The sequence below is a fragment of the Streptomyces sp. NPDC126510 genome (assembly GCF_040302345.1).
Lineage (GTDB): Bacteria > Actinomycetota > Actinomycetes > Streptomycetales > Streptomycetaceae > Streptomyces.
Window position 1 is genome coordinate 353,320 of record NZ_JBEORR010000002.1, and the last position, 21,764, is coordinate 375,083.

Genomic DNA, 21,764 nt, shown 5'->3' on the forward strand with positions numbered 1-21,764 from the left:
AATTTTCACGAGTCGCCGTCGCCGTCGTCCACGGCGGCGAAACCACCGCCCGCCGACAGCTGCCGCGAACCGGCCGTCGCCGTCACCGCGTAGCGGTCCTCGCCCGCGTCGCGGCCGCCGCGCGCGTGGCCGAACTGGCCGGCGAACACCCACTCGCCCACCGGGACGGTGCGGCCCTCCTTGAGGGTCCAGGTGTACACGAGGAAGCCGTCCCGCTCGGCGACCGCGAGGGTGAAATCGCCCTCGGGCAGGGAGCGCCAGGCACCCGCGTCGGAGACCCCGCCGGTCTGGGCGACCTCCAACCGCACGGTCAGTGCGGTCAGTCGCTCGCGGGTCCTGAGCGTGATGTTGCTCTGCGCCCAGAAGTCGTTGCTGTGCGGGTCGACCGAGCCGTCCGACCACAGCGGACCGTCCTCGGCCGCGGTGCTCGGCCGCTCGGTGGCCGGGGCGCTCGGTGTCCCCGACGGCGGCGGCCCGGACTCACGGCGCTCGGACGGCCGGCTCGGTGCCGGCTTCACCGGTACCGGGGGTTGGGGGGCCCGGCTCGTCGTCTCCGGGGACGGCCTGGGCGCCGGGGTCGGAGACGTCGCCACTTCCCGCTGCCGCGGGGCGGTCTCCTCCTTCACCGCGGACGCCACCGCATAGCCGCCCACCGCCAGGACGCCGGCGACCGCGGCGGTCGCCCCCGCCACCCGCATCCAGCCGAACACCGGCGGACGCGTCGCCCGATGGCCGGAACCGGCCGGACCGGCCATACCGCGTTCGACCCGGGCCAGCATGCGCTCCCGGTCGGGCTCGTGCGCCCCGGCCGCCTCGTGCAACCGGGCGCGCACCTCCTCGTGCACGTCCCGCCGCATGCTCATCGGTCCCTCCCTCCGCCCTCACCGGTGCGCACGCCCTCCACAGCCGGCGAGCAGCGGGGGGCGCCCAGTGTCGCGTGCATCCGCTGCGGTACGCCCTGCGTCCCCAGCAGCCGCTGGAGTTCGGCCATTCCCTTCGAGGTCTGGCTCTTCACCGTACCCACCGACACACCGAGTGCCAGGGCGGTGTCCTTCTCCGACAGGTCGAACGCGTGCCGCAGCACCACACAGGCCCGTTTGCGGAACGGCAGCCGGCGCAACGCCTCCTGCACATCGACCACGCCCGCGACGTCCGGGTTCTCGGTGTTCTCCTCGCGCTGCGACCAGAACAGGGCGATGCGCCGCCGCTCGCGCACCGCGCTGCGGATGCGGGTACGGGCCAGGTTGGCGACCACCCCGCGCGCGTACGCCGCCGGGTGGTCGGCCGCGCGCACCCGGTCCCAGCGGTGCCACAGCGCCAGCAACGCGTCCGCCGCCAGGTCGTCGGCGGTGTCCGACTCGCCGGTCAGCAGGTGGGCGAGGCGGGACAGTTCGGCGTAGTGACGCTCGAAGAAGGCGTGGAACTCCACGGAGGCGGCGTCGTCGACGACCGTGCCCACGGGCGACCTCTCCTCCCAGCGGCTACGGGCGCTCCCGGACGGGGCACCCTGTGGGTGTCATGTAGATGCCATGTGATCATCCGGGGGAGGCCCGGACGAGATCGGGAAGCGTAGCAGCGATCGTCGAACAGTTCGTACGGGGCTTCGAACAGCGTATGGCGGGCCGGACTCTGATTCCGTAACACGGCGAAAACCTGAACAGGGTTCGACCCGGGCACAATCCGGCCAGCATCCGCACACCGATCACCCAGGCACCGAGGAGCACGCGCCATGTCCGAACCCCAGCAGGTCACCGACCGGCCACCCGCCACGGCACCGCCGTCGAACAGCGTCGACCGGTTCTTCAAGATCTCCGAGCGGGGCTCCACCTTCGGCCGGGAGATCCGCGGCGGCTTCGCCACCTTCTTCACGATGGCCTACATCCTTGTCCTGAATCCCATCATCCTGGGCAGCGCGAAGGACAAGTTCGGGCACCAGCTGGACGCCGTCCAACTCACCACCGCCACCGCCCTGGTGGCCGCCGTCATGACGATCGTCATGGGCGTCGGCGGCAACCTGCCCCTCGCGCTCGCCGCCGGACTCGGTCTGAACGCCGTGGTCGCCTTCCAGATCGCCCCGCTGATGAGCTGGGACGACGCGATGGGCCTGATCGTCCTCGAAGGCCTGCTGATCTGCGTGCTGGTGGTGACCGGACTGCGCGAGGCCGTCATGCACGCGATACCCCAGCCGCTCAAGCAGGCGATCAGCGTCGGCATCGGCCTGTTCATCGCCTTCATCGGCTTCGTCGACGCCGGGTTCGTCAGCCGCATCCCGGACGCCGCGAACACCACCGTGCCCGTTCAGCTGGGCGGCACCGGCACCCTCGCCGGCTGGCCGATGCTGGTCTTCTGCCTCGGCGTGCTGCTGACGATCGGACTGCTCGCCCGCAAGGTCAAGGGCGCCATCCTGATCAGCATCGTCACCATGACCGCGCTGGCGGTGGTCATCAACTCCCTCGCCGACATCAAGTCCTGGGGCCTGACCACCCCCGCCTGGCCGGACCAGCTCGTCGACGCCCCCGACTTCGGGCTCATCGGCCACTTCGACCTGCTCGGTGCCTTCAGCGCCCCGGGCGTCGGCGTCATCACCGTCGTCCTGCTGATCTTCACGCTGATCCTGTCCGACTTCTTCGACACCATGGGCACGGTCGTCGGCATCAGCGCCGAGGCGGGCCTGCTCGACGAGGAGGGCAAGGTCCCGAACCTCGGCCGGGTGCTGCTCATCGACGGCGCGGCCGCGGTCGCGGGCGGCGCGGCCTCCGCCTCCTCGGCGACCTCCTACATCGAGTCCGCCGCCGGGGTCGGCGAGGGCTCGCGCACCGGCTTCTCCAACCTGGTCACCGGCGGCCTGTTCGGCCTCGCGCTGTTCCTGACCCCACTGCTCACCATCGTCCCGCTCCAGGCGGCCGCCCCGGCCCTGGTCGCCGTCGGCTTCCTGATGATGACCCAGGTCAAGCACATCGACTGGGACCGCTACGACATCGCCATCCCGGCGTTCCTCACCATCGCGGTGATGCCGTTCACCTACTCCATCACCAACGGCATCGGCGCCGGTTTCCTCGCCTACGTCGTCATCAAGACCGTACTCGGCAAGGCCAAGGAGGTGCACTGGCTGCTGTGGGGGACCTCGGCGCTGTTCCTCGTGTACTTCGCCATCGACCCGATCGAGCAGCTCCTGGGAGCGAAGTGACACCGGACCCCCGCTGACATGAGGACGGGCCGCCCCCGGGGGGAAGGGGGCGGCCCGTCTCATCCGTACAGACGGCGTATCGGCGGCCGAGGTTCAGTCCTTGAGCGCCGCTTGCATCATCGCCTTGGCGACCGGCGCCGCGAGCCCGTTGCCGCTGACCTCCGAGCGGGCCGCGTTCGACTGCTCCACGACCACCGCCACGGCGACCTCCTTGCCCGAGGAGGCGGACTTGCCGTACGAGGTGAACCAGGCGTACGGCACCTGGCTGTTGTTCTCGCCGTGCTGGGCCGTACCGGTCTTGCCGCCGACGGTCGCGCCCGGGACCCGGGCGTTCGTGCCCGTGCCCTTGTTCACGACCGTCTCCATCGCCGACTGCAATTGCCGGGCGGTCGAGGAACTGACGATCTCCTTCGTGCCGGCGTCGTCGTCGTAGTCCTGCAGCACATCGCCACCGCTGTCGGTGATCTGCGAGACCATGTGCGGCGACACCAGTTTGCCGCCGTTGGCGATCGCCGCCGACACCATGGCCATCTGCAGCGGGGTGGCCGTGACGTCGAACTGGCCGATGCCCGTCAGGGCCGTCTGCGACGGGTACATGTCCGACGGGTACACACTCGTGTAGGCCCGGACCGGCACATCCAGCTTGTCGTCGTTGAAGCCGAACCTGTCGGCCATCGCCTTCACCTTGTCCTGGCCGAGCTTCACGGCCATCTTGGCGAAGACGTTGTTGCAGGAGTACTCCAGCGCCGTACGGATGGTCGCGTTCGTGCAGGGCGCGTTCGGGTTCTCGTTCGTCAGGTCCCGGCTGGTGCCCGGCAGCGTGTACGGGTCCGGGCTGTCCGTCCGCTCGTCCACCGACGAGTACAACCCGTCCTCCAGCGCGGCCGCCGCCACCACCAGCTTGAACGTCGAACCGGGCGGCAGCGGCTGCCGCAGCGCACGGTTGACCAGCGGCTTCTCCGGGTCCGTCGTGAGCTTCTTCCAGGCCGTCCCCGCGGTGTTGGCGTCGGTCAGCGAGGAGGGGTCGTAGGACGGCGTCGACACGACCGCGAGGAGCTTCCCGGTCTTCGGATCGACGGCGACGGCACCGCCCTTCTTGTCGCCGAGCGCGTCGTAGGCGGCCTTCTGCACGTCCGGGTCGATGGTCGTGACCACGTTGCCCGGTTCGGCCCGCTGGTTGGTGAGCGTGTCCATCACGGACTTGAGCCGGCTGTCCGTGCCGTTGAGCAGGTCGGTGTAGATGCCCTCCAGCTGGGTCGGGGCGTACGCCTGCGACGCGTAACCCGTCACCGCCGCGTACAGCGGGCCGTCCGTGTACGTCCGCTTGTACTTCAGGTCGCCCGTCTTCGTCGGCGTCGAGCCGGTGACCGACCGGCCGCCCACGATGATGTTCCCGAGCGGCGCCGAGTACGTCTCGATCGCGTTCCGCCGGTTGTCCTTGTCGTCTGCCAGCGCCTGGCCCTCGTAGAACTGCACCCAGGTCGCCCTGACCAGCAGAGCCAACACCAGGAGCAGCGAGAAGGCCGAAGCGCGCCTGATCGTCTTGTTCATCGCGAACAGGAGGACGAGCCACGCCGGGCGGAACGTTCCCGTCCGTCCTGGTTTCTCATCCGACGGGCCGGTTTTCTCATCCGGCGTTCAGAATCCCGGCCTCGTACGCGGCGATCACCGCCTGCGTGCGGTCGCGGGCGCCGGTCTTGGCCAGGACCGCCGCGACATGGGATTTCACCGTGGCCGGGCCGACCTCCATCCGGCGGGCGATCTCCGCGTTGGTCAGGCCCCGCGCCATGTGCCGCAGCACCTCCCCCTCGCGTCCCGTGAGCTTCGCCACCCAGGCGGGCGGCGCCGGGTGCGCGCGGGCGTGCTCGGCGGCCAGGGTGCGCACGGCCGCCGGGAACAGCAGGCTGTCGCTGCGTGCCACCAGCCGGACCGCCTGCACCAGGGCGTCGGCGTCCGCCCGTTTCAGCAGGAACCCCGCGGCTCCGGCGCGCAGCGCGTCGTACACGTAGGAGTCGTTCTCGAAGGTCGTCACGACGACGATCCGGGGCGGCTCGTCCAGCGTGGCGAGGATCTGCTCGGTGGCGCGGATCCCGTCGGTCTGCGGCATCCGGACGTCCATGAGGACGACGTCCGGACGCAGCTCCCGTACGACCGACACCGCCTCCGCGCCCGTGGCGGCCTCGCCCACCACCGCCAGGTCCGGCTCGGCGGAGAGGATGGCGCGCAGCGCGGTGCGCACCAAGCGCTCGTCGTCGGCGAGGACGACACGGATCGGGGCCGGGCGGGTCATGCGGGTCCTCTCGTCGGCAGTCGGGTCATCGGCAGTCGTGCGTGCAGCCGCCAGGTCCGCGCCGGGGTCCCTCCCGCCGTCGCGGTCCCGCCCAGCAGCCTGGCCCGGTCGGCGATGCCCCGCAGCCCGTGGCCGCCGCCGGTGCGGGAGGGGGCCGGGCCGGTCACCGGATTCTCCACGGTGATCTCCAGGTCCCCGCCCGTCACCGCGATCCGCACCTCCACGGCGGCCCGCTCACCGGCGTGCTTGAGGGCGTTGCTCAGCCCCTCCTGCACGATGCGGTAGGCCTCACGGGACAGCAGCGGGGGCAGCGCCTCCGGGTCGGTGTCGACGGTGGCGCTCACCCGCTGTCCGCCCGCCCGGGTGCGCCGCAGCAGCCCGTCCAGGTCGGTGGCGAGGGTCGGTGCGGCGGCTGTGCCGGGCGCGTCGCCCTCGCGCAACACGCCCAGCACGGCGTCGAGTTCACCGACCGTCCGCCGGGTCGTGTCCTCGATCGCGGCGAGGGCCTCCCGGACGAACTCCGGGTCGGAGTCGAGGACCCGGCGGGCGGCGCTCGCCTGCAGGGTGACCGCGCTCAGGGCATGGCCGACGGAGTCGTGCAGCTCCCGAGCCAGCCGGTTGCGCACGGCGAGGTCGGCCGCCCGTGCCTCGGCGGCGGCGAGCCGTTCCCGGGGCGTGGGGCCGAGCAGCGGGGGCGCCCAGCGGGCCAGCAGCGCTCCGCAGCCGGCCGCGCAGCCGGCGAGGGCGACGAGCGACACCGCGCCCGCGACGGGGGCGAGCGCCAGGGCCCAGGCGTGGTCGAGGACGTCGGGCAGACCGAGCAGGTCGCCGCGCACCGAGGCGAGGACCGGCAGCAGGATCAGCGTGACGGCGAACGGCGGCAGCGCCAGCGACATCCCCGCGATGATCCCGCCGAACCCGAGATGCAGGGTGAACCAGGCGGCCGTACGGCCCTTCTCGCCCCGCGTGCGCGCGGGCCCGGGGGCGAGCCGGTCCGCGTCCACACCGCACAGCCAGCGCACGGCGGCCGACTCCAGGGGCCGGGTCAGCGGGAACAGCGAGGTGACGGCCGCGAGCGGCAGACCCAGGCCGAACGAGCCGAGTTGAAGGGGTAAGGAGCCGAAGACGTCGTCGGCACCGATCACCGGGCCGACGACCACCGAGCCGACCAGGACGTAGGGCATGGCCAGCGCACCGCCGAGGATCAGATGGATCCAGCGCAGCCGCGCCCGCCGGCCGAACAGCAGCCGGGCGACGTCGCTCACGCCGAACGCCGCGCGGCCCCGGCCGAGCGCTCCGCGAAGTGGTAGGCGCCGATGGCGGCGACGAGCAGACCGACGAGCATCTGGCCAGCGTAGGCGAGGTGCATCAGCGGCGTGGGGCGGTCGGCGAGGTCCGCCGTGCCCGCGACGGAGGCCAGCGACAGCCACCCGCCCCAGCACGCCACGGCTGCGGAGCCGACCCAGGCGAGACCGAGCGGCACGGACGCGGGCAGGGCCCGGCCCCGCCGGAAGGACAGCAGCACGGCACCGCTCACCGCCGCGAGCAGGAACACGACGAACAGGGCCTCCAGGACGCGGAACTCACCGCCCCGGTCCGTGACGCGGCCCTCACCGAGGCCCCCGGAGACGCCGGCCGCCCAGAGGGTGTGCAGCGTGAGCGGCAGCAGCGCGAGCACCGCCGCGGCCACGGCGAGCGCCCGGTGGGCCGGACCGACGGCGCCGACGGGCAGGTCCCACACCCGCCCGCGCCACAGGTGCCCCCAGCGGCCCCGCGCGTAGAGCACGAACAGGCCGCCCAGAGCGAGCCCTTGGGCGATGAACCCCGTGTATACGAGGGCGAAGACCCACTCGTCCAGGAAGGCCTCGCGCCCCGCGGACGAGGCGCCGCCCGCGCCGAACGCCCTCACCACCAGCTGCGCCGGGAACCCGGTCATGATCGGCGCGAGCAGCCCGGTCGCGACCCACACGGGGAAGGCGAGCAGCCAGGCGGGCACCCGCAGCCCCCACGGCCGGGTCAGCAGCAGCGCCAGCACGATCACCGCGCTGTCCAGCGACATCGACAGGCCGTTGACCACGGCCATGGCGAGACGGTCGTCGAGCAGCGGGCTCTCCTCGGGAATCCCGAGCCGACTCCCCGCGATCCAGGCGGCCTTGAGAGCGAGGTACGGCACACAGGAGACGACGGCGACGGCACGGAGGATCCGCCGGGTGCGGCCGGGACCGCCGGCGGGGGGAGGGGTGCGGTGCGGGGAACGGGCGACTGCGTCATGCGAGCAGGCTCCCGCGGGGGAGGCCGACGGCGCCTCCTGCCCGGCGACGATCCGCCTCCGCCGGGCGGGGGAGGGGCGGTGAGCGCCTCAGCCCTCCAGGATGAGTACCGTCTCGTCGATCTCGGCACCCCGGGCCGGGGCGTACCCCCGGGCCGCCGCGACCACCCGGAACCCGCACTTCTCCAGCACGCGCAGCGACCCCGCGTTGTCCGACGCCGCCCGCGCGTACAGCGGGCGCTCGGGCACCTCGGCGAGCAGCGCCCGCAGCGCCTGGGTGGCGATGCCCTTGCCCCAGTAGGCGCGGTCGACCCAGTACGTCACCTCGCGCTCGCCCGGCACCCCGTACACCCCCGCGCTGCCGACCACGTCCCCGTCGGCCAGGACCGTACGGACGACGACGTCGGGCGAGGAGCGCATCCGGGACCAGCGGGTGTCGAAGGCGGCCCGGTCGGCCGGATCCTCCGGGGTGAAGGCCGCCATGGTCAGCGACTCGGGGTCGTTCATCTGCCGGAAGAAGACCGGCAGATCGCTGTCGTGGACCGCGCGCAGCTCGACGTTCATGTCTCAGAGCCTACGGGTGGCCAGTGTCAGCCGGTCCCTCGCGTCGAAGAGGGCGTCCTTCACCAGCTGCTCGTGCGCCGGGGTGAGCCGCGCAACCGGCACCGAGCAGCTGATCGCGTCCCGCGCCGGGGTGCGGTACGGGATCGCCACGCCGAAGCAGCGCAGCCCCAGCGTGTTCTCCTCGCGGTCCACGGCGAAACCCTGCTCCCGCACCTGGCGCAGCTCCTCGATGAGCTTCTCCCGGTCGGTGATCGTGTGCTCGGTCAGCGCGGGCAGCGTCTCCGGGAGCATCTTGCGGACCTGCTCGTCGGAGTACGTGCTCAGCAGCGCCTTGCCGAGGGACGTGGAGTGGGCCGGCAGCCGGCGGCCGACCCGGGTGAAGGGGCGCAGGTAGTGCTGCGACTGGCGGGTGGCCAGGTAGACGACGTTGGTGCCGTCGAGACGGGCGAGGTGGATCGTCTCGGTCGTGTCGTCCGAGAGCCGGTCCAGCGTCGGGCGGGCCGCGGCGACGACCTCGTCGCCGTCGATGTACGACGTGCCCACGAGCAGGGCCCGCACCCCGATGCCGTACCGCGTGCCCGTCGCGTCGGTCTCCACCCAGCCCAGCTCGACCAGGGTGCGCAACAGCATGTAGAGGCTGGACTTGGGGTATCCGACGGCCTCCTGGACCGCCGCGAGGGAGTGCATGCCGGGGCGTCCGGCGAAGTATTCGAGCAGTTCAACCGTTCGCACCGCGGACTTGACCTGCGCCCCGCCGCCCGTCTCGCCAGCCGACATCGCCCTTGACCCCTTCGTTGGACGGGAAATAGTCTCCACAGCATATTCATCATCAGAGACAGCGTTCAGTATATCGAACGCCCCTGGTGGATGACCCAGTACTGCGGCATTACATGTGTGGAGGGACCCGCGGTGGCAGCAGCACCAGTCTGGAGTGTCGACCCCCGAACCGGGAAGCAGCGTGAACAGGTTGCGGTGGAGGCCACAGCCCAGGAGGTGGACGCCGCCGTCCGTGCCGCGCACGAGGCGCGCGGCGCCCTGGCCGACCGGGCCGTCCGCGCGGCCTTCCTGCGCACCGCCGCCGACGAGCTCCAGGCGGCCAAGGACTCCCTCGTCGAGACCGCCGACGCAGAGACCGCGCTCGGCCCGGTCCGGCTGACCGGCGAGCTCGCCCGCACCTGCTACCAGCTGCGTGCCTTCGCCGACATCGTCGACGAGGGAGCCTTCCTCGACGTCGTCATCAACCACCCCGACGACACCGCGACCCCGCCGATCCCGGACCTGCGCCGCTACAAGGTGCCGCTGGGCGTCGTCGCCGTCTACTCGGCGTCGAACTTCCCCTTCGCCTTCTCGGTGGCGGGCGGCGACACCGCGAGCGCCCTCGCGGCCGGCTGCCCGGTCGTCGTCAAGTCCCACCCCGACCACCCGGCCCTGTCCGAGTACGTCGCCGCGGTGCTGCGCCGCGCCGCCGCCCGGCACGACATCCCCGCGGGCGTCGTGGGCCTGGTCCACGGCTTCGAGGCGGGCGTCGAGCTGATCAAGCACCCGCTGGTCGCGGCGGCCGGGTTCACCGGCTCCGTGCGCGGTGGCCGGGCGCTCTTCGACGCGGCGGCGGCCCGTCCGGTCCCGATCCCCTTCCACGGTGAGCTGGGCTCCCTGAACCCGGTCGTCGTCACCGAGGCCGCGGCCACCGAGCGGGCCGAGGCGATCGGCGCCGGTCTCGCCGGTTCCATGACGCTGGGCGTCGGCCAGTTCTGTGTGAAGCCGGGCCTCGTCCTCGCGCCGGCCGGCGCCGCGGGCGACGCGCTGCTGAAGTCGCTGACGGACGCCGTCAGCGACACCGACGCCGGGGTCCTGCTCGACCACCGCATGCGCGACAACTTCGTCGCCGGTGTCGCCGAGCGGGCCGGGCTCCCCGACGTCGACTCCCCGGTCACCCCGGGCGCGGGCGGCGAGCACACCGTCAGCGCGGGCTTCCTCACGGTGCCGGCGAGCAGGCTGGCCGCCGAGGGCGAGCACGACCTGCTCCTGGAGGAGTGCTTCGGGCCGGTCACCGTGGTGGCCCGCTACGAGGACCAGACCGAGGTGAAGGCGGTGCTGTCGCGGCTGCCCGGCAACCTCACGGCGACGGTGCAGCTGTCCGAGGAAGAGGCGGCCGGCGAGGGCCGCGGCGCCGAGATCCTCGCGGAGCTGACGCCGCTGGCGGGGCGCGTGCTGGTGAACGGCTGGCCTACGGGTGTCGCCGTCGCGCCGGCGCAGCATCACGGCGGGCCGTACCCGGCCACGACGTCGACGTCCACGTCGGTGGGCGGGACGGCGATCGAGCGGTGGATGCGGCCGGTTGCGTATCAGAACGCGCCGTCCGCGCTGCTCCCCGCCGAGTTGCGGGACGAGAATCCGCTGGGGCTGCCGCGGCGGTTCAACGGGCGTTTGGAGCGTTAGCGCCGTGGGGGCGTGGTGAGCTGCCGGCTGCGGGTCGTTCGTGGTTGATCGCGCAGTTCCCCGCGCCCCTTGAGGTTGGACCTGGGAGACTCGGTCGAATGGATCTCGAGATTTCCGAACTTCCTTTCCCCCTGCGCACGTATGGGCCCGAAGCCCACTGGTCCTACGAGGACGGCGTGCTCACGGGGTGGGCCGGTGCGCGGCAGGATCGGTTCGTGCCGCCCACCGGTGAGGGGCTGGACCCCGCTTCCGACGCGCCCCGGCTGCTCGGGGCGCCGGAGGGCGACTTCCAGCTGATCGCCAAGGTCACCGTCGGGTTCGGCGCGGCCTTCGACGCCGGGGTGCTCTACGTCCACGTGGGGGAGCGGGCCTGGGCCAAGCTCTGCCTGGAGTACTCCCCGGACGTCCCCACCGTCTGCACGGTGGTCACCCGGGGGCACTCCGACGACGCAAACTCCTTCACCGTGGACGGCAGTTCCGTCTGGCTCCGGGTGAGCCGCACCGGCCGCGCCTTCGCCTTCCACGCCTCCCGCGACGGCGAACGCTGGACCTTCATCCGCCTGTTCACCCTCGGCGACGAGAAGGAGACGGACGCGGCCCTGGTCGGCTTCATGGCCCAGTCCCCGATGGGTGAGGGCTGCGTGGTGACGTACGACCACATCGAGTTCAGGCCGTCCTGGCCCGACGACCTGCGGGACGGCAGCTGAGCCGTGCCGGGAACCGTCCCCGGGCACGGGCACGTCATCGGTTCCATGATCAAGGACCGAGTGACCCCAGGCCGTGTGATCCGCACCGTCCTGCCCGCCGAGCTGGAAGACGTCGTGGGGCTGCACGCGCGGGCCCGGGCGACGTACTACCCCGGCGGGGTGCCGCAGGACGGTACGGACTGGACCGAGGCCTGGCGCGGAGCCCTCACCCGGCCGGACGGGCGGGTGCTGTGCGTCGTGGAGTCGGGACGCATCATCGGCCTGGCCTCCTTCCGCACCCCCGAGGGGGCCCCGGCGGACACGGTGAAGCTCTTCCAGTTCCACGTCGACCCCGACCACTGGCGTCATGGAGCCGGCAGCGCGCTGCACGCGGCCTGTGTGGAGGAGTGGCGGGCCGACGGCAGGCGTACGGCCGTGCTCGACGTGCACGTCGACAATGCCCGGGCCCAGGGGTTCTACCGGCGGCAGGGATGGGTCCCCGAGCCGGCCGAGCCGGGGGATCACCATCTGCGGATGCGGTTCGCCCTGCCCGGGGAATGAAGCGTGCTGCTTGAACGTTCATGCACCTGGCGGAGGGAGTCTCCGTAACCCGTACGACCTGGAGAGAGCCGAGACATGCGCGTCGAGATCTGGAGCGACATCGCCTGCCCCTGGTGCTACGTGGGCAAGGCCCGCTTCGAGAAGGCGCTGCGGGACTTCCCGTACCGCGACGACGTCGAGGTGGTGCACCGCTCCTTCGAGCTGGACCCGGGCCGCGCGAAGGACGACATCCAGCCCGTGATCACGATGCTCACCAAGAAGTACGGGATGAGCGCCGCGCAGGCCGAGGCGGGCGAGGACAACCTCGGGGCCCAGGCCGCCGCCGAAGGCCTCGACTACCGCACCCGCGACCGCGACCACGGCAGCACCTTCGACATGCACCGGCTGCTGCACCTCGCCAAGGAACAGGGACGCCAGGACCGGCTGCTCGACCTGCTCTACCGGGCCAACTTCGCCGAGGAGCGCTCCGTCTTCAACGACGACGAGCGGCTGGTGGAGCTCGCCGCGGCCGCGGGCCTCGACACCGAGGCCGTGCGCGCGGTGCTCGCCGACCCGGACGCGTACGCCGACGAGGTCCGAGCCGACGAGCGCGAGGCCGCGCAGCTCGGGGCGAACGGTGTGCCGTTCTTCGTGCTCGACCGGAAGTACGGCGTCTCCGGCGCCCAGCCCGCCGAGGTCTTCACCCAGGCCCTGACCCAGGCGTACGGCGAGCACGCGCCCCTGAAGATCGTCGACGGCGGCCAGGACGCGGACGCCTGCGGACTGGACGGCTGTGCCGTGCCCCAGCACTGAAACGCCCAGCTCGGAGCGCATCCATAAGCGCTCCTTAGCGGCACCACGCAGACATCGGCAATGGACGGGGAGTTCCGGGGGACGCAGAGTGGTCCCATGGAGACCTTCGAGAACCTCGTCCGTGCCGAGTTCACCCCGAAGCACACCTACCTCAACACCGCGAGCAACGGGCTCCTGCCCGCCCGTACCGTCAGCGCCGTACAGCAGGCGGTGCGGATGCGTGCCGAGGGCACGCCCCTGGGTCCCCTGTACGAGGACGTGGAGACCGCCCGCGCGTCCTTCGCCCGCCTGGCCGGCGTTCCGGCCGAACGGGTCGCGACCGGTGCCTCGGTCGCCGAGTACGGCGGGCTGATCGCCGCCTCGCTGCCCGCCGGCGCCGAAGTCCTCACGGCGGAGGCCGACTTCTCCTCGCTGGTGAACCCGTTCCACGCGCGCGGCGACCTCAAGGTGCGTGCCGTGCCCCTGGAGCGGATCGCCGAGTCCGTCCGTCCCGGCACCGCGCTCGTCGCGGTCAGCGCCGCCCAGTCCGCCGACGGCCGCCTCGCCGACCTGCCCGCGGTGCGCGAGGCGGCCCGGGCGCACGGCGCCCGCACCTACGTCGACGCCTCCCAGTCGGCGGGCTGGCTGCCGATGGAGGCCGACGCCGACGACTTCGTCGCCGCCGTCGGATTCAAGTGGCTCATGGGCCCGCACGGAGCCGCGTTCTTCGTCGCCCCGCTGGACTTCGGCGGCCTCACACCGCTGCTCGCCGGCTGGGTCGCCGGGGAACGCCCGTGGGACAGCTGCTACGGCCCCGTCGAGGAACTCGCCCACTCCGCGCGGCGGTTCGACGTCAGCCCCGCCCTCTTCACCTACGCGGGACTGCGAGCGTCCCTGGAACTGCTGGAGGAGATCGGCGTCGATGTCGTGCACGCCCACGACGTCGGCCTCGCGGACCGCTTCCGTGCCGGGCTCGCGGAGCTGGGCCACGAGCCGGTCGCCGCGCCCGGCTCGGCGATCGTGTCGGTGCCGGGGCTCGGCCACCGGCAGGGCGAACTGAGCCGGCAGGGCATCGAGGTGTCCGACCGGTCCGGGAACCTGCGGGCCGCGTTCCACCTCTACAACACGCCCGCGGACGTGGACCGGCTCCTGAAGGTGCTCGCGGCATGACAGAACCGGGTGGGGCCTCCCGTCCCACACGAGGAGGCCCCACCCGGCAGCTCTGTCACACGGTCGGTTCACCGCTCACCGCCGACGGCGGTCACCGCACCGGCGTGAAGTCCCGCGCCCCGATGCTGTGTTTCTCCGGGGGCGACCCCCGGACCCCCGGCAGGGGGAGGGCGGTCACCGCACCGGCGTGAAGTCCCGCGCCCCGATGAACTCCGGGCGCCGGACAGGGGCCGCGAACGGTTCCACCGCCGTGTTCTCCACGCTGTTGAACACGATGAACACGTTGCTGCGCGGGAACGGCGTGATGTTGTCACCGGAACCGTGCATGGCGTTGCAGTCGAACCAGGTCGCCGAACCGGCCTTGCCCGTGAACAGCTTGATGCCGTGCTGCGTGGCCATCTGGGTCAGCGCCTCGTCCGACGGTGTCCCGGCATCCTGCATCTGCAGCGACTTCTTGTAGTTGTCCTTCGGCGTCTCACCCGCACACCCGAGGAACGTCTTGTGCGACCCCGGCATGATCATGAGACCGCCGTTGGTGTCGTAGTTCTCGGTCAGCGCGATCGAGACCGACACCGTGCGCATCCGCGGCAGACCGTCCTCGGCGTGCCACGTCTCGAAGTCCGAGTGCCAGTAGAAGCCACTGGCACCGAACCCCGGCTTGACGTTGATCCGCGACTGGTGGACGTACACGTCCGAGCCGAGGATCTGCCGCGCCCGTCCGACGACCCGCTCGTCGCGGACCAGCCGGGCGAACACCTCGCTGATCTTGTGCACCTCGAAGACCGTGCGGATCTCCTTGGACTGCGGCTCGACGATCGACCGCTCGTCGGCACGCATGTCCGGGTCGTTCACCAGCCGGTTCAGTTCGTTCCGGTAGACGGCGACCTCGTCATCGCTGATGAGCTCGTCGATGGCCAGGAAGCCGTCGCGCTCGAAGGACAGCAGGTCGGCCGGGGCGACCGGGCCCGGGGCGTCGGGTGCGCCCCAGACAACCGGATCCTGACGCGGGGTCAGCGCCTCGACGGCACCGCGACTGGGGTAGAGGTCCGGGATACCGGTGGTGGTGTCGGTGGTGGCGGTCATGGAAACGTCACACCTCCTCGGTGAGCAGCGGGTAGACGCCGTTCTCGTCGTGGTCCTCCCGTCCGGTCACGGGCGGGTTGAACACGCAGAGGCAGCGGAAGTCCTGCTTGACCCGCAGCGTGTGCCTCTCGTGCCCGTCCAGGAGGTACATCGTGCCGGGCGTGATGGTGTGCGTCAGCCCGGTCTCGTGGTCGGTCAGCTCGGCCTCGCCCTCCGTGCAGACGACGGCCTCGATGTGGTTCGCGTACCACATCGACGTCTCCGTACCCGCGTAGAGAACCGTCTCGTGCAGGGAGAAGCCCACTTTCTCCTTGGCGAGGACGATGCGCTTGCTCTCCCACGTACCGGACGCCGCCTTCACGTGCCGGTCGGTACCTTCGATCTCCTTGAACGAACGGACAATCACGGTGCTGCGATGCCTCCTAGGTGAGTGGTGCTCTCGGTTCGGTGTCAGGCGGTCTCGCGGACGGCACGGGCCAGTGTGCTCAGGCCCTCGTCCAGTTCCTCGGGCGTGATGGTGAGCGCGGGGAGCATCTTGACGACCTCGCTCTCGGGGCCGGACGTCTCGATGAGCAGTCCGAGCTCGAAGGCGCGCTTGGCGACCTTGTTCGCACGCTCCTTGTCGTGGAACTCCAGGCCCCACACCAGGCCGCGGCCCCGGTACTCCTTCACGTCGGCCAGGTTCTCCTCGGTGATGGAGATCAGCGCCTGCTCGACCTGCTCGCCGCGCTTGCGGGTCTGCTTCTCCATCGCGGAACCGTCGGCCCAGTAGGTCTCCAGGGTCGCGGTGGCCGTGACGAACGCGGGGTTGTTGCCGCGGAAGGTGCCGTTGTGCTCGCCGGGCTCCCAGACGTCGAGCTCCGGCTTGAACAGGCACAGCGACATGGGCAGGCCGTAGCCGCTGATCGACTTGGAGACGGTGACGATGTCCGGCGTGATGCCCGCCTCCTCGAAGGAGAAGAACGCGCCGGTACGGCCGCAGCCCATCTGGATGTCGTCGACGATCAGCAGCATGTCCTGCCGCTCGCACAGCTCGGACAGGGCGCGCAGCCACTCGGGCCGGGCCACGTTGATGCCGCCCTCGCCCTGCACGGTCTCGACGATCACGGCGGCGGGCTTGTTGAGGCCCGAGCCCTGGTCCTCCAGCAGCCGTTCGAACCACAGGAAGTCCTCGACCGTGCCGTCGAAGTAGTTGTCGAACGGCATGGGCGTGCCGTGCACCAGCGGGATACCGGCGCCGGCCCGCTTGAAGGCGTTGCCGGTCACGGCCAGCGAGCCCAGCGACATGCCGTGGAAGGCGTTGGTGAACGACACGATCGACTCGCGCCCCTTCACCTTCCGCGCCAGCTTCAGCGCGGCCTCCACGGCGTTGGTGCCGGTCGGGCCGGGGAACATGACCTTGTACGGCAGGTCGCGCGGGCGCAGCAGCAGGTTCTGGAAGGCCTCCAGGAACGTGCGCTTGGCCGTGGTCGACATGTCGAGCCCGTGCGTGACGCCGTCCCGCTCCAGGTAGTCGATCAGGGCGCGTTTCAGGACCGGGTTGTTGTGCCCGTAGTTCAGTGACCCGGCTCCGGCGAAGAAGTCGAGGTACTCATGGCCGTCCTCGTCGTACATGCGGCTGCCCACCGCACGGTCGAAGACGGTGGGCCAGCCGCGGCAGTAGCTGCGCACCTCGGACTCGACGGTCTCGAAGACGCTCAGGTCGGGCTGGGTGATGGTCACGACGAATCGCTCCTCGGTACGTGGGGGAAGTCTGCGGGTGTGGGGTGGGGAGGGAAGTCTCAGTGGGGCAGCGGGCCGATGCGGTACAGGGCCTCGGGGTCGTGCGGCCCGTCGGGGAACACGGCCGTGTCGAAGAGCACCTCGCGCTCCAGCCGGGCGCCGTGACGCTCGGCGAACGACGTGAACAGGCGCTCCGAGGCGGTGTTACCCGGGGTGATGGTGGTCTCCACGGTCGTCACCCCCAGGTCGGCCACGGTCCGCGCGACCAGACCGTCGAGCAGCGCGGCGGCCAGTCCGCGCCCGCGGTGGGCCTCGTCCACCGCCACCTGCCAGACCAGCAGGGTGCGCGGGCTGTCCGGCCGCACGTACCCGGTGATGAAACCCATCGGCTCACCCTGCTCGTCGCGGGCGACGGCCGAGGTGGCGGCGAAGTCCCGGCACCACAGCAGATAGCTGTAGGACGAGTTCAGGTCGAGAACCTTCGAGTCCTTCGCCATCCGCCAGAGTGCGGCTCCGTCGGCCACGGTGGGGCGGTCGATTTGCGGATCTGCTTGTACGGCGGTCATGCAAATTGAACTTACCCAGCGAAATTCAAAATTGCATCGCCGACCGGGGTTACATATGAACCTCGTCTGTGTTATCACGCGAGCGCGAGGGATCATGTACCTGGGTGATGGAATGCCCGATATTGTCCGGGTAATACCGGGCAAAGGGGTCACGGTGTGTAACGCGTCACAACCATGTAAGCCGCGCGAAACCTGCCAGAATTTCCCCTCCGAGTGTCCTCAAAATCTGCGCGTTTAGGACCGGGAAAAGCGGGCAGAAGAATACGGGAAGCTTTTCTTGAGGGAATTCGCAATTGTGTGCCAGCTTACATGTGGGATGTCGCGGAATGCATGTGCAATTCAGGCCCCGGTCACTCCGTCGATGCGTTCCCGCAGGAGATCGGCGTGACCGTTGTGCCGCGCGTACTCCTCGATCATGTGGATGAGCACCCAGCGCAGGCTGACCTCCATCCCGGGCACCGGCCCCTCGGCGACCCGCCCGATGTGGTCCAGCGGCAGCCCGGCGCACAGCTTCCGTCCCCGCGCGATCTCCCGCCGCCAGATCGCGAGCGCCTCGTCCGGCCCGCGCGCCGGGTCCAGCGCATAGCCGGTCGCGTCCTCGAACACCGGCGGCACGTCGAGCCCGCAGGCCACCCGCTGGAACCAGTTCCGCTCGACCTCGGCGAGGTGCTGCACCAGCCCGAGCAGGGTCAGCGACGAAGGCTCGGCCGCGGCGATCCGCACCTGCGCGTCGTCCAGCCCCGCGCACTTCAGCTCCAGCGTGGCCCGGTGGAAGTCCAGCCAGCTCTCGAGCATGGCCCGCTCGTCGCCCGTGAGGCGGGGCACGGGGCGGCCGTCGGGGAGGACCGGGATGTCAGGGGATGTGTCGGCGGTCATACGGGGAGCATGGCACGGGGCACCGACAACGGTGCCCCGGTCACTCCGGCCGGCGCGATCAGCCCCGCGAACTCCCTCGTGCGCTCGCCGCCACAGGCAGCGCGGGCGACCTCGTGCCGAGGGCTACCGCCACGCCCCCTCGGCGGCCCGCAGCGCGCCCTCCACGTCCACCGGCAGTCCCTGCTCGGAGAGTGCCGCGCCCAGAGCCGCCAGGCCGGCCCGCACCGCCCCCGGCGTCGCGTCGGCGCCGTAGTGGTTGACCCGGATCATCTCCTTGGCCAGCGCACCCCCGCCGGCGGCGAGCGGCACCACCGGATCCGCCTCCAGCGCCCGCCGGACCAGCTCCGACGCCACCGTCTGGGACGGTGCCCGCAGCGTCGTGGCGACGGGCGCGGCGTCCCGCGCCTCGTACACGTACGGCTCCAGACCGCCGCCGAGTGCGACCGCCCCGGCCCGGGTGGCCGCCGCGGCGGACGCGTGCCGGGCCATCACGGCGTCGAGACCCGCCGCCTCGATCCGCTCCACGCAGGCCTCCAGCGCCAGCATCTCCAGCTGGGCCGGCGCGTGCAGCAGCGCCCTGCGGCCGCCGTCGATCCACCGCTCCTTCCAGTCGAGCAGCGACAGGTACGACCGGCGCGGCGCCCTCGGGTTGGCGGCCATCCGAGCCCAGGCCCGCTCGCTCACCGACACCGCCGACACCCCGGCCGGGCCGCCCATCGCCTTCTGCGCCCCGATCACGCACAGGTCCACGCCCCACGCGTCCGGCAGCACCGGCTCGGCCCCGATCGACGCCACGGCGTCCAGGTAGAACAGCGCCCCGTGCGCCCGTACGACCTCGCCGATCTCCGCGACCGGGTTGGTGTTGCCGGTCGCCGCCTCCGCGTGCACCAGGGACACGAAGTCGATCTCCGGGTGCTCGGCGAAGGCCTGCCGGATCTGCTCGGCCGTGACCGCCGTGTGGAAGGGCACCGCCAGGTCGATCACCGTGGCCCCGCAGTCCCGCAGCCAGTCACCGAAGGTCTGGCCGTACGGCCCCGTGATGACGTTCAAAGCCGTCGTGCCCGGACCGGCCGTGGCGCGGATCGCGCCCTCCAGCGGCAGCAGCGCCTCGCCCTGCATGATCACGACGTCCTGCCCGGTGCTCAGCAGCCGCGCCACACGGTCCTCGATCGCGGCGAAGCGGTCCGCGCCGAGCGGGGCCAGGTCCAGAAACGGATGCGTCACGGCAATGCTCTCTTCACTCACGGCAGGTTCGGCCGCATCGAGGGTAACCGGCGCTCCCCGGCCGCCCGCCCGGCGCGTCCCGCGGACACCGGCCCCCGTCGATGCGGCGCGGCCGGCTGATTAAGGTGCGGTGCATGAGCGATCAGGTGGTGCTGCACGTGAAGGGGCGGGTGCTCGTCGGACCCGAGGACGTCCGGGACGACCTGTGGGTGGTCGACGGCCGCGTCACCTACGACCGTCCCGCCGGCGCCCGCGACGTCCGCACGGTCGTCGGCTGGGCCCTGCCCGGCCTCGTCGACGCGCACTGCCACGTCGGACTCGACCGGCACGGCCCGGTCCCCGAGGACGTCGCCGAGAAGCAGGCCCTGACCGACCGGGACGCGGGCACCCTGCTCATCCGCGACGCCGGCTCGCCCTCCGACACCCGCTGGATCGACGACCGGGAGGACCTGCCGAAGATCATCCGCGCCGGGCGGCACATCGCCCGGACCCGCCGCTACATCCGCAACTACGCCTGGGAGATCGAGCCGGAGGACCTGGTCGCCTATGTCGCCCGGGAGGCCCGCCGCGGCGACGGCTGGGTCAAGCTGGTCGGTGACTGGATCGACCGCGACCTCGGCGACCTCTCGGCCTGCTGGCCCCGCGGAGCCGTCGAGGCGGCCATCGCCGAGGCCCACCGCCTCGGCGCGCGCGTGACCGCCCACTGCTTCTCGGAGGACTCCCTCCAGGACCTCGTCGAGGCGGGCATCGACTGCATCGAACACGCGACGGGCCTGACCGAGGACCTCATCCCGCTGTTCGCCGAACGGGGCGTCGCCATCGTCCCGACCCTGGTCAACATCGCCACCTTCCCGCAGCTCGCCGACGGCGGCGAGAGCAAGTTCCCCCGCTGGTCGGCCCACATGCGCCGGCTCCACGAGAACCGCTACGACACCGTGCGCAACGCCTACGACGCCGGCATCCCCGTCTTCGTCGGCACCGACGCCGGCGGTGGCCTCGCCCACGGTCTGGCCGCGGCCGAGGTGGGCGAACTCGTCACCGCCGGCATCCCGCCCGTCGAGGCCCTCGCCGCGGGCACCTGGACCGCCCGCACCTGGCTCGGCCGCCCCGGCCTGGACGAGGGCGCCCCGGCCGACCTCGTGGTCTACGACGAGGACCCGCGGGCCGACGTACGGGTGCTGACGTCGCCGCGCCGGGTGGTGCTGAACGGGCGCGTGGTCGGGTAGGGCCGGGCCCGCGCGGCGATCGCGGTGCCGACCCCCGAGGGTGGCGGAGGGGAACGCCTGTGCCGTGGAAATCGAATGGATCCACGGTCCCGCCACGTTGGAGTGAAGCGGCGTCAGATCGCTGACGCCGTGTGCGCGGTGCGGCGATTCTTTCCGGGTCCCGAGCCTGTCTCCCCTGGAGTCCCCACCGTGAACAGCCCTTCCTTCCGCGTGCCCGCCCGCCGTCTGGCGACCGTCGCGACCGCCACGGCCCTCGCCGCCGGGCCCGTGGCACTGACCGGCGTGAGCCCGGCGCACGCCACCGGCGACCACGGCGGCGCGAGCGCCGTAGTGCTGAGTACCGGCCTGGACGTCTCCCTGCTGAACCAGTCGGTGAGCGTCCCCCTCGCCGTCTCCCTCAACGACGTCCGGGCCCCGCGAAGCGCCGAGAGGACCACGCTGAAGGCATCCCTCGACGCGGTGGACGGCGGCCGGCCCTTCAACGTGCTGAGCGCCGAGGTGGCCGAGGCGAGAGCCACGGCGACCGCCACCGAGGCCGAGGGCAGCACCACCCTGGCCCACGCCCGCCTCCACGTCCCCGGCCTGCCGCTGCTGTCGCTGATCGAGGTCGAGCAGGTCACGGCCAGGGCCACCTGCGCGGTGGGGAAGAAGCCGGTCGCCACGACCGGCCTCCCCGGCTCGGTGACCGTGCTCGGCAAGCGCGTGGCCCTGACCGCCGGTGGCCCCACGGAGGTCGAGGTGCCGGGCGTCGGCGAGGTGCGCCTGGACCTCTCGAGCACGCGGGTCACGGCCCGGACGGCCGCCGCCACCGCCCTCGACCTGAAGGTGTCCGTCAACCCGTCGAAGCTGAACGTGGCCGAGGTGAACGGAACGCTCACCCTGGCCGAGGCGACCTGCCGGACACCAAAGGCCGAGCCCGCCGCACAGCCCCCGTCCGGGCCGTCCGCCGCGCCGGCCGAACTGAAGCCCCAGGGGGAACCCGTCGAAACGGGCCTGGCCGAGACGGGCGGCAGCTCGACCACGCCGTACCTGATGGCAGCCGCGATCGCCCTGCTCGCGGCGGGCGGGGGAGCAGTGGCCCTGGCCCGCCGACGGGGATGACCCCCGCAGGCAGGGAGCGCCGGAGGTGC

The 21,764-nt window shown here is 71.8% G+C and carries 22 protein-coding genes; 8 read left to right on the top strand and 14 right to left on the bottom strand.

Features of this window, described 5'->3' with window-relative positions; genetic code table 11:
- Positions 1–5 precede the first annotated feature (5 nt).
- Positions 6–863, bottom strand: coding sequence for a hypothetical protein (locus ABTX60_RS03525; protein WP_352095411.1), 858 nt, complete (start codon positions 861–863; stop codon positions 6–8).
- Complete coding sequence (locus ABTX60_RS03530; protein ID WP_104779580.1) at positions 860–1,459, bottom strand: SigE family RNA polymerase sigma factor; 600 nt, start codon at positions 1,457–1,459, stop codon at positions 860–862. Before ABTX60_RS03530 ends, ABTX60_RS03525 begins: the two co-directional genes overlap by 4 nt.
- 270 nt (positions 1,460–1,729) lie before the next feature.
- Between ABTX60_RS03530 and ABTX60_RS03535 the strand changes: the two genes are divergently transcribed.
- Positions 1,730–3,187, top strand: coding sequence for an NCS2 family permease (locus ABTX60_RS03535; RefSeq protein WP_352095412.1), 1,458 nt, complete (start codon positions 1,730–1,732; stop codon positions 3,185–3,187).
- Between the two features lie 93 nt (positions 3,188–3,280).
- Here ABTX60_RS03535 and ABTX60_RS03540 read toward each other — a convergent pair whose 3' ends face one another.
- The 6 genes from ABTX60_RS03540 to ABTX60_RS03565 all read right to left on the bottom strand — a co-directional run bounded on the left by ABTX60_RS03540 (position 3,281) and on the right by ABTX60_RS03565 (position 9,087).
- Positions 3,281–4,738, bottom strand: a complete 1,458-nt coding sequence (locus ABTX60_RS03540) for a peptidoglycan D,D-transpeptidase FtsI family protein (protein ID WP_352095413.1) — start codon at positions 4,736–4,738, stop codon at positions 3,281–3,283.
- A gap of 76 nt (positions 4,739–4,814) precedes the next feature.
- Positions 4,815–5,477: a response regulator gene (locus ABTX60_RS03545; RefSeq protein WP_352095414.1), complete on the bottom strand. Its 663-nt coding sequence runs from the start codon at positions 5,475–5,477 to the stop codon at positions 4,815–4,817.
- Positions 5,474–6,742, bottom strand: coding sequence for a sensor histidine kinase (locus ABTX60_RS03550; protein ID WP_352095415.1), 1,269 nt, complete (start codon positions 6,740–6,742; stop codon positions 5,474–5,476). Before ABTX60_RS03550 ends, ABTX60_RS03545 begins: the two co-directional genes overlap by 4 nt.
- Entirely contained in the window at positions 6,739–7,650 is a 912-nt protein-coding gene (locus tag ABTX60_RS03555) for a hypothetical protein (RefSeq protein WP_352095416.1), read from the bottom strand. Before ABTX60_RS03555 ends, ABTX60_RS03550 begins: the two co-directional genes overlap by 4 nt.
- Before the next feature lie 186 nt (positions 7,651–7,836).
- Positions 7,837–8,310, bottom strand: a complete 474-nt coding sequence (locus ABTX60_RS03560) for a GNAT family N-acetyltransferase (RefSeq protein WP_352095417.1) — start codon at positions 8,308–8,310, stop codon at positions 7,837–7,839.
- Between the two features lie 3 nt (positions 8,311–8,313).
- Complete coding sequence (locus tag ABTX60_RS03565; RefSeq protein ID WP_031109054.1) at positions 8,314–9,087, bottom strand: IclR family transcriptional regulator; 774 nt, start codon at positions 9,085–9,087, stop codon at positions 8,314–8,316.
- 132 nt (positions 9,088–9,219) lie between these two features.
- Between ABTX60_RS03565 and ABTX60_RS03570 the strand changes: the two genes are divergently transcribed.
- The 5 genes from ABTX60_RS03570 (at position 9,220) to ABTX60_RS03590 (ending at position 13,937) form a co-directional block, all read left to right on the top strand.
- On the top strand, positions 9,220–10,749 hold the full coding sequence (locus ABTX60_RS03570; protein WP_352095418.1) for an aldehyde dehydrogenase (NADP(+)): 1,530 nt from the start codon (positions 9,220–9,222) through the stop codon (positions 10,747–10,749).
- 98 nt (positions 10,750–10,847) lie between these two features.
- On the top strand, positions 10,848–11,456 hold the full coding sequence (locus ABTX60_RS03575) for a DUF1349 domain-containing protein (RefSeq protein WP_352095419.1): 609 nt from the start codon (positions 10,848–10,850) through the stop codon (positions 11,454–11,456).
- A 45-nt stretch (positions 11,457–11,501) separates the two neighbouring features.
- On the top strand, positions 11,502–11,996 hold the full coding sequence (locus tag ABTX60_RS03580) for a GNAT family N-acetyltransferase (protein WP_352095420.1): 495 nt from the start codon (positions 11,502–11,504) through the stop codon (positions 11,994–11,996).
- A gap of 75 nt (positions 11,997–12,071) precedes the next feature.
- Positions 12,072–12,788, top strand: coding sequence for a DsbA family oxidoreductase (locus tag ABTX60_RS03585; protein ID WP_352095421.1), 717 nt, complete (start codon positions 12,072–12,074; stop codon positions 12,786–12,788).
- Positions 12,789–12,884: 96 nt separating this feature from the next.
- Entirely contained in the window at positions 12,885–13,937 is a 1,053-nt protein-coding gene (locus tag ABTX60_RS03590; protein ID WP_352095422.1) for an aminotransferase class V-fold PLP-dependent enzyme, read from the top strand.
- A gap of 174 nt (positions 13,938–14,111) precedes the next feature.
- Here the strand turns inward: ABTX60_RS03590 and thpD are convergent, their stop codons facing one another.
- The 6 genes from thpD to ABTX60_RS03620 form a co-directional block, all read right to left on the bottom strand.
- Positions 14,112–15,020: an ectoine hydroxylase gene (gene thpD, locus ABTX60_RS03595; protein ID WP_352095423.1), complete on the bottom strand. Its 909-nt coding sequence runs from the start codon at positions 15,018–15,020 to the stop codon at positions 14,112–14,114.
- 7 nt (positions 15,021–15,027) lie between these two features.
- Entirely contained in the window at positions 15,028–15,426 is a 399-nt protein-coding gene (locus ABTX60_RS03600; RefSeq protein ID WP_003989364.1) for an ectoine synthase, read from the bottom strand.
- A 44-nt stretch (positions 15,427–15,470) separates the two neighbouring features.
- Positions 15,471–16,742, bottom strand: coding sequence for a diaminobutyrate--2-oxoglutarate transaminase (ectB, locus tag ABTX60_RS03605; RefSeq protein ID WP_344456549.1), 1,272 nt, complete (start codon positions 16,740–16,742; stop codon positions 15,471–15,473).
- 59 nt (positions 16,743–16,801) lie between these two features.
- Positions 16,802–17,308 (bottom strand): diaminobutyrate acetyltransferase, encoded by a 507-nt coding sequence (gene ectA / locus ABTX60_RS03610; protein WP_352095424.1) that lies wholly within the window; start codon positions 17,306–17,308, stop codon positions 16,802–16,804.
- Positions 17,309–17,647: 339 nt separating this feature from the next.
- Positions 17,648–18,184: a DinB family protein gene (locus tag ABTX60_RS03615; RefSeq protein WP_352095425.1), complete on the bottom strand. Its 537-nt coding sequence runs from the start codon at positions 18,182–18,184 to the stop codon at positions 17,648–17,650.
- Positions 18,185–18,307: 123 nt separating this feature from the next.
- Positions 18,308–19,408, bottom strand: coding sequence for a pyridoxal-phosphate-dependent aminotransferase family protein (locus ABTX60_RS03620; RefSeq protein ID WP_352095426.1), 1,101 nt, complete (start codon positions 19,406–19,408; stop codon positions 18,308–18,310).
- Between the two features lie 134 nt (positions 19,409–19,542).
- Here ABTX60_RS03620 and ABTX60_RS03625 point away from each other — a divergent pair, with 134 nt between their 5' ends.
- The gene (locus ABTX60_RS03625; RefSeq protein ID WP_352095427.1) at positions 19,543–20,634 is read left to right on the top strand and encodes an amidohydrolase family protein; all 1,092 of its coding nucleotides are present in this window, start codon (positions 19,543–19,545) and stop codon (positions 20,632–20,634) included.
- A gap of 189 nt (positions 20,635–20,823) precedes the next feature.
- The gene (locus tag ABTX60_RS03630) at positions 20,824–21,735 is read left to right on the top strand and encodes an SCO1860 family LAETG-anchored protein (RefSeq protein ID WP_352095428.1); all 912 of its coding nucleotides are present in this window, start codon (positions 20,824–20,826) and stop codon (positions 21,733–21,735) included.
- Positions 21,736–21,764 lie beyond the last annotated feature (29 nt).

Excerpts from the sequence above, each read along its gene's own strand:
- ABTX60_RS03560 (WP_352095417.1), bottom strand. The coding sequence starts at position 8,310 with ATGAACGTCGAGCTGCGCGCGGTCCACGACAGCGATCTGCCGGTCTTC.
- ABTX60_RS03590 (WP_352095422.1), top strand. The coding sequence starts at position 12,885 with ATGGAGACCTTCGAGAACCTCGTCCGTGCCGAGTTCACCCCGAAGCAC.
- ABTX60_RS03540 (WP_352095413.1), bottom strand. The coding sequence starts at position 4,738 with ATGAACAAGACGATCAGGCGCGCTTCGGCCTTCTCGCTGCTCCTGGTG.
- thpD (WP_352095423.1), bottom strand. The coding sequence starts at position 15,020 with ATGACCGCCACCACCGACACCACCACCGGTATCCCGGACCTCTACCCC.
- ABTX60_RS03565 (WP_031109054.1), bottom strand. The coding sequence starts at position 9,087 with ATGTCGGCTGGCGAGACGGGCGGCGGGGCGCAGGTCAAGTCCGCGGTG.
- ABTX60_RS03625 (WP_352095427.1), top strand. The coding sequence starts at position 19,543 with ATGAGCGATCAGGTGGTGCTGCACGTGAAGGGGCGGGTGCTCGTCGGA.
- ABTX60_RS03525 (WP_352095411.1), bottom strand. The coding sequence starts at position 863 with ATGAGCATGCGGCGGGACGTGCACGAGGAGGTGCGCGCCCGGTTGCAC.
- ABTX60_RS03575 (WP_352095419.1), top strand. The coding sequence starts at position 10,848 with ATGGATCTCGAGATTTCCGAACTTCCTTTCCCCCTGCGCACGTATGGG.
- ectA (WP_352095424.1), bottom strand. The coding sequence starts at position 17,308 with ATGACCGCCGTACAAGCAGATCCGCAAATCGACCGCCCCACCGTGGCC.
- ABTX60_RS03580 (WP_352095420.1), top strand. The coding sequence starts at position 11,502 with ATGATCAAGGACCGAGTGACCCCAGGCCGTGTGATCCGCACCGTCCTG.
- ABTX60_RS03615 (WP_352095425.1), bottom strand. The coding sequence starts at position 18,184 with ATGACCGCCGACACATCCCCTGACATCCCGGTCCTCCCCGACGGCCGC.
- ABTX60_RS03535 (WP_352095412.1), top strand. The coding sequence starts at position 1,730 with ATGTCCGAACCCCAGCAGGTCACCGACCGGCCACCCGCCACGGCACCG.
- ABTX60_RS03585 (WP_352095421.1), top strand. The coding sequence starts at position 12,072 with ATGCGCGTCGAGATCTGGAGCGACATCGCCTGCCCCTGGTGCTACGTG.
- ABTX60_RS03545 (WP_352095414.1), bottom strand. The coding sequence starts at position 5,477 with ATGACCCGCCCGGCCCCGATCCGTGTCGTCCTCGCCGACGACGAGCGC.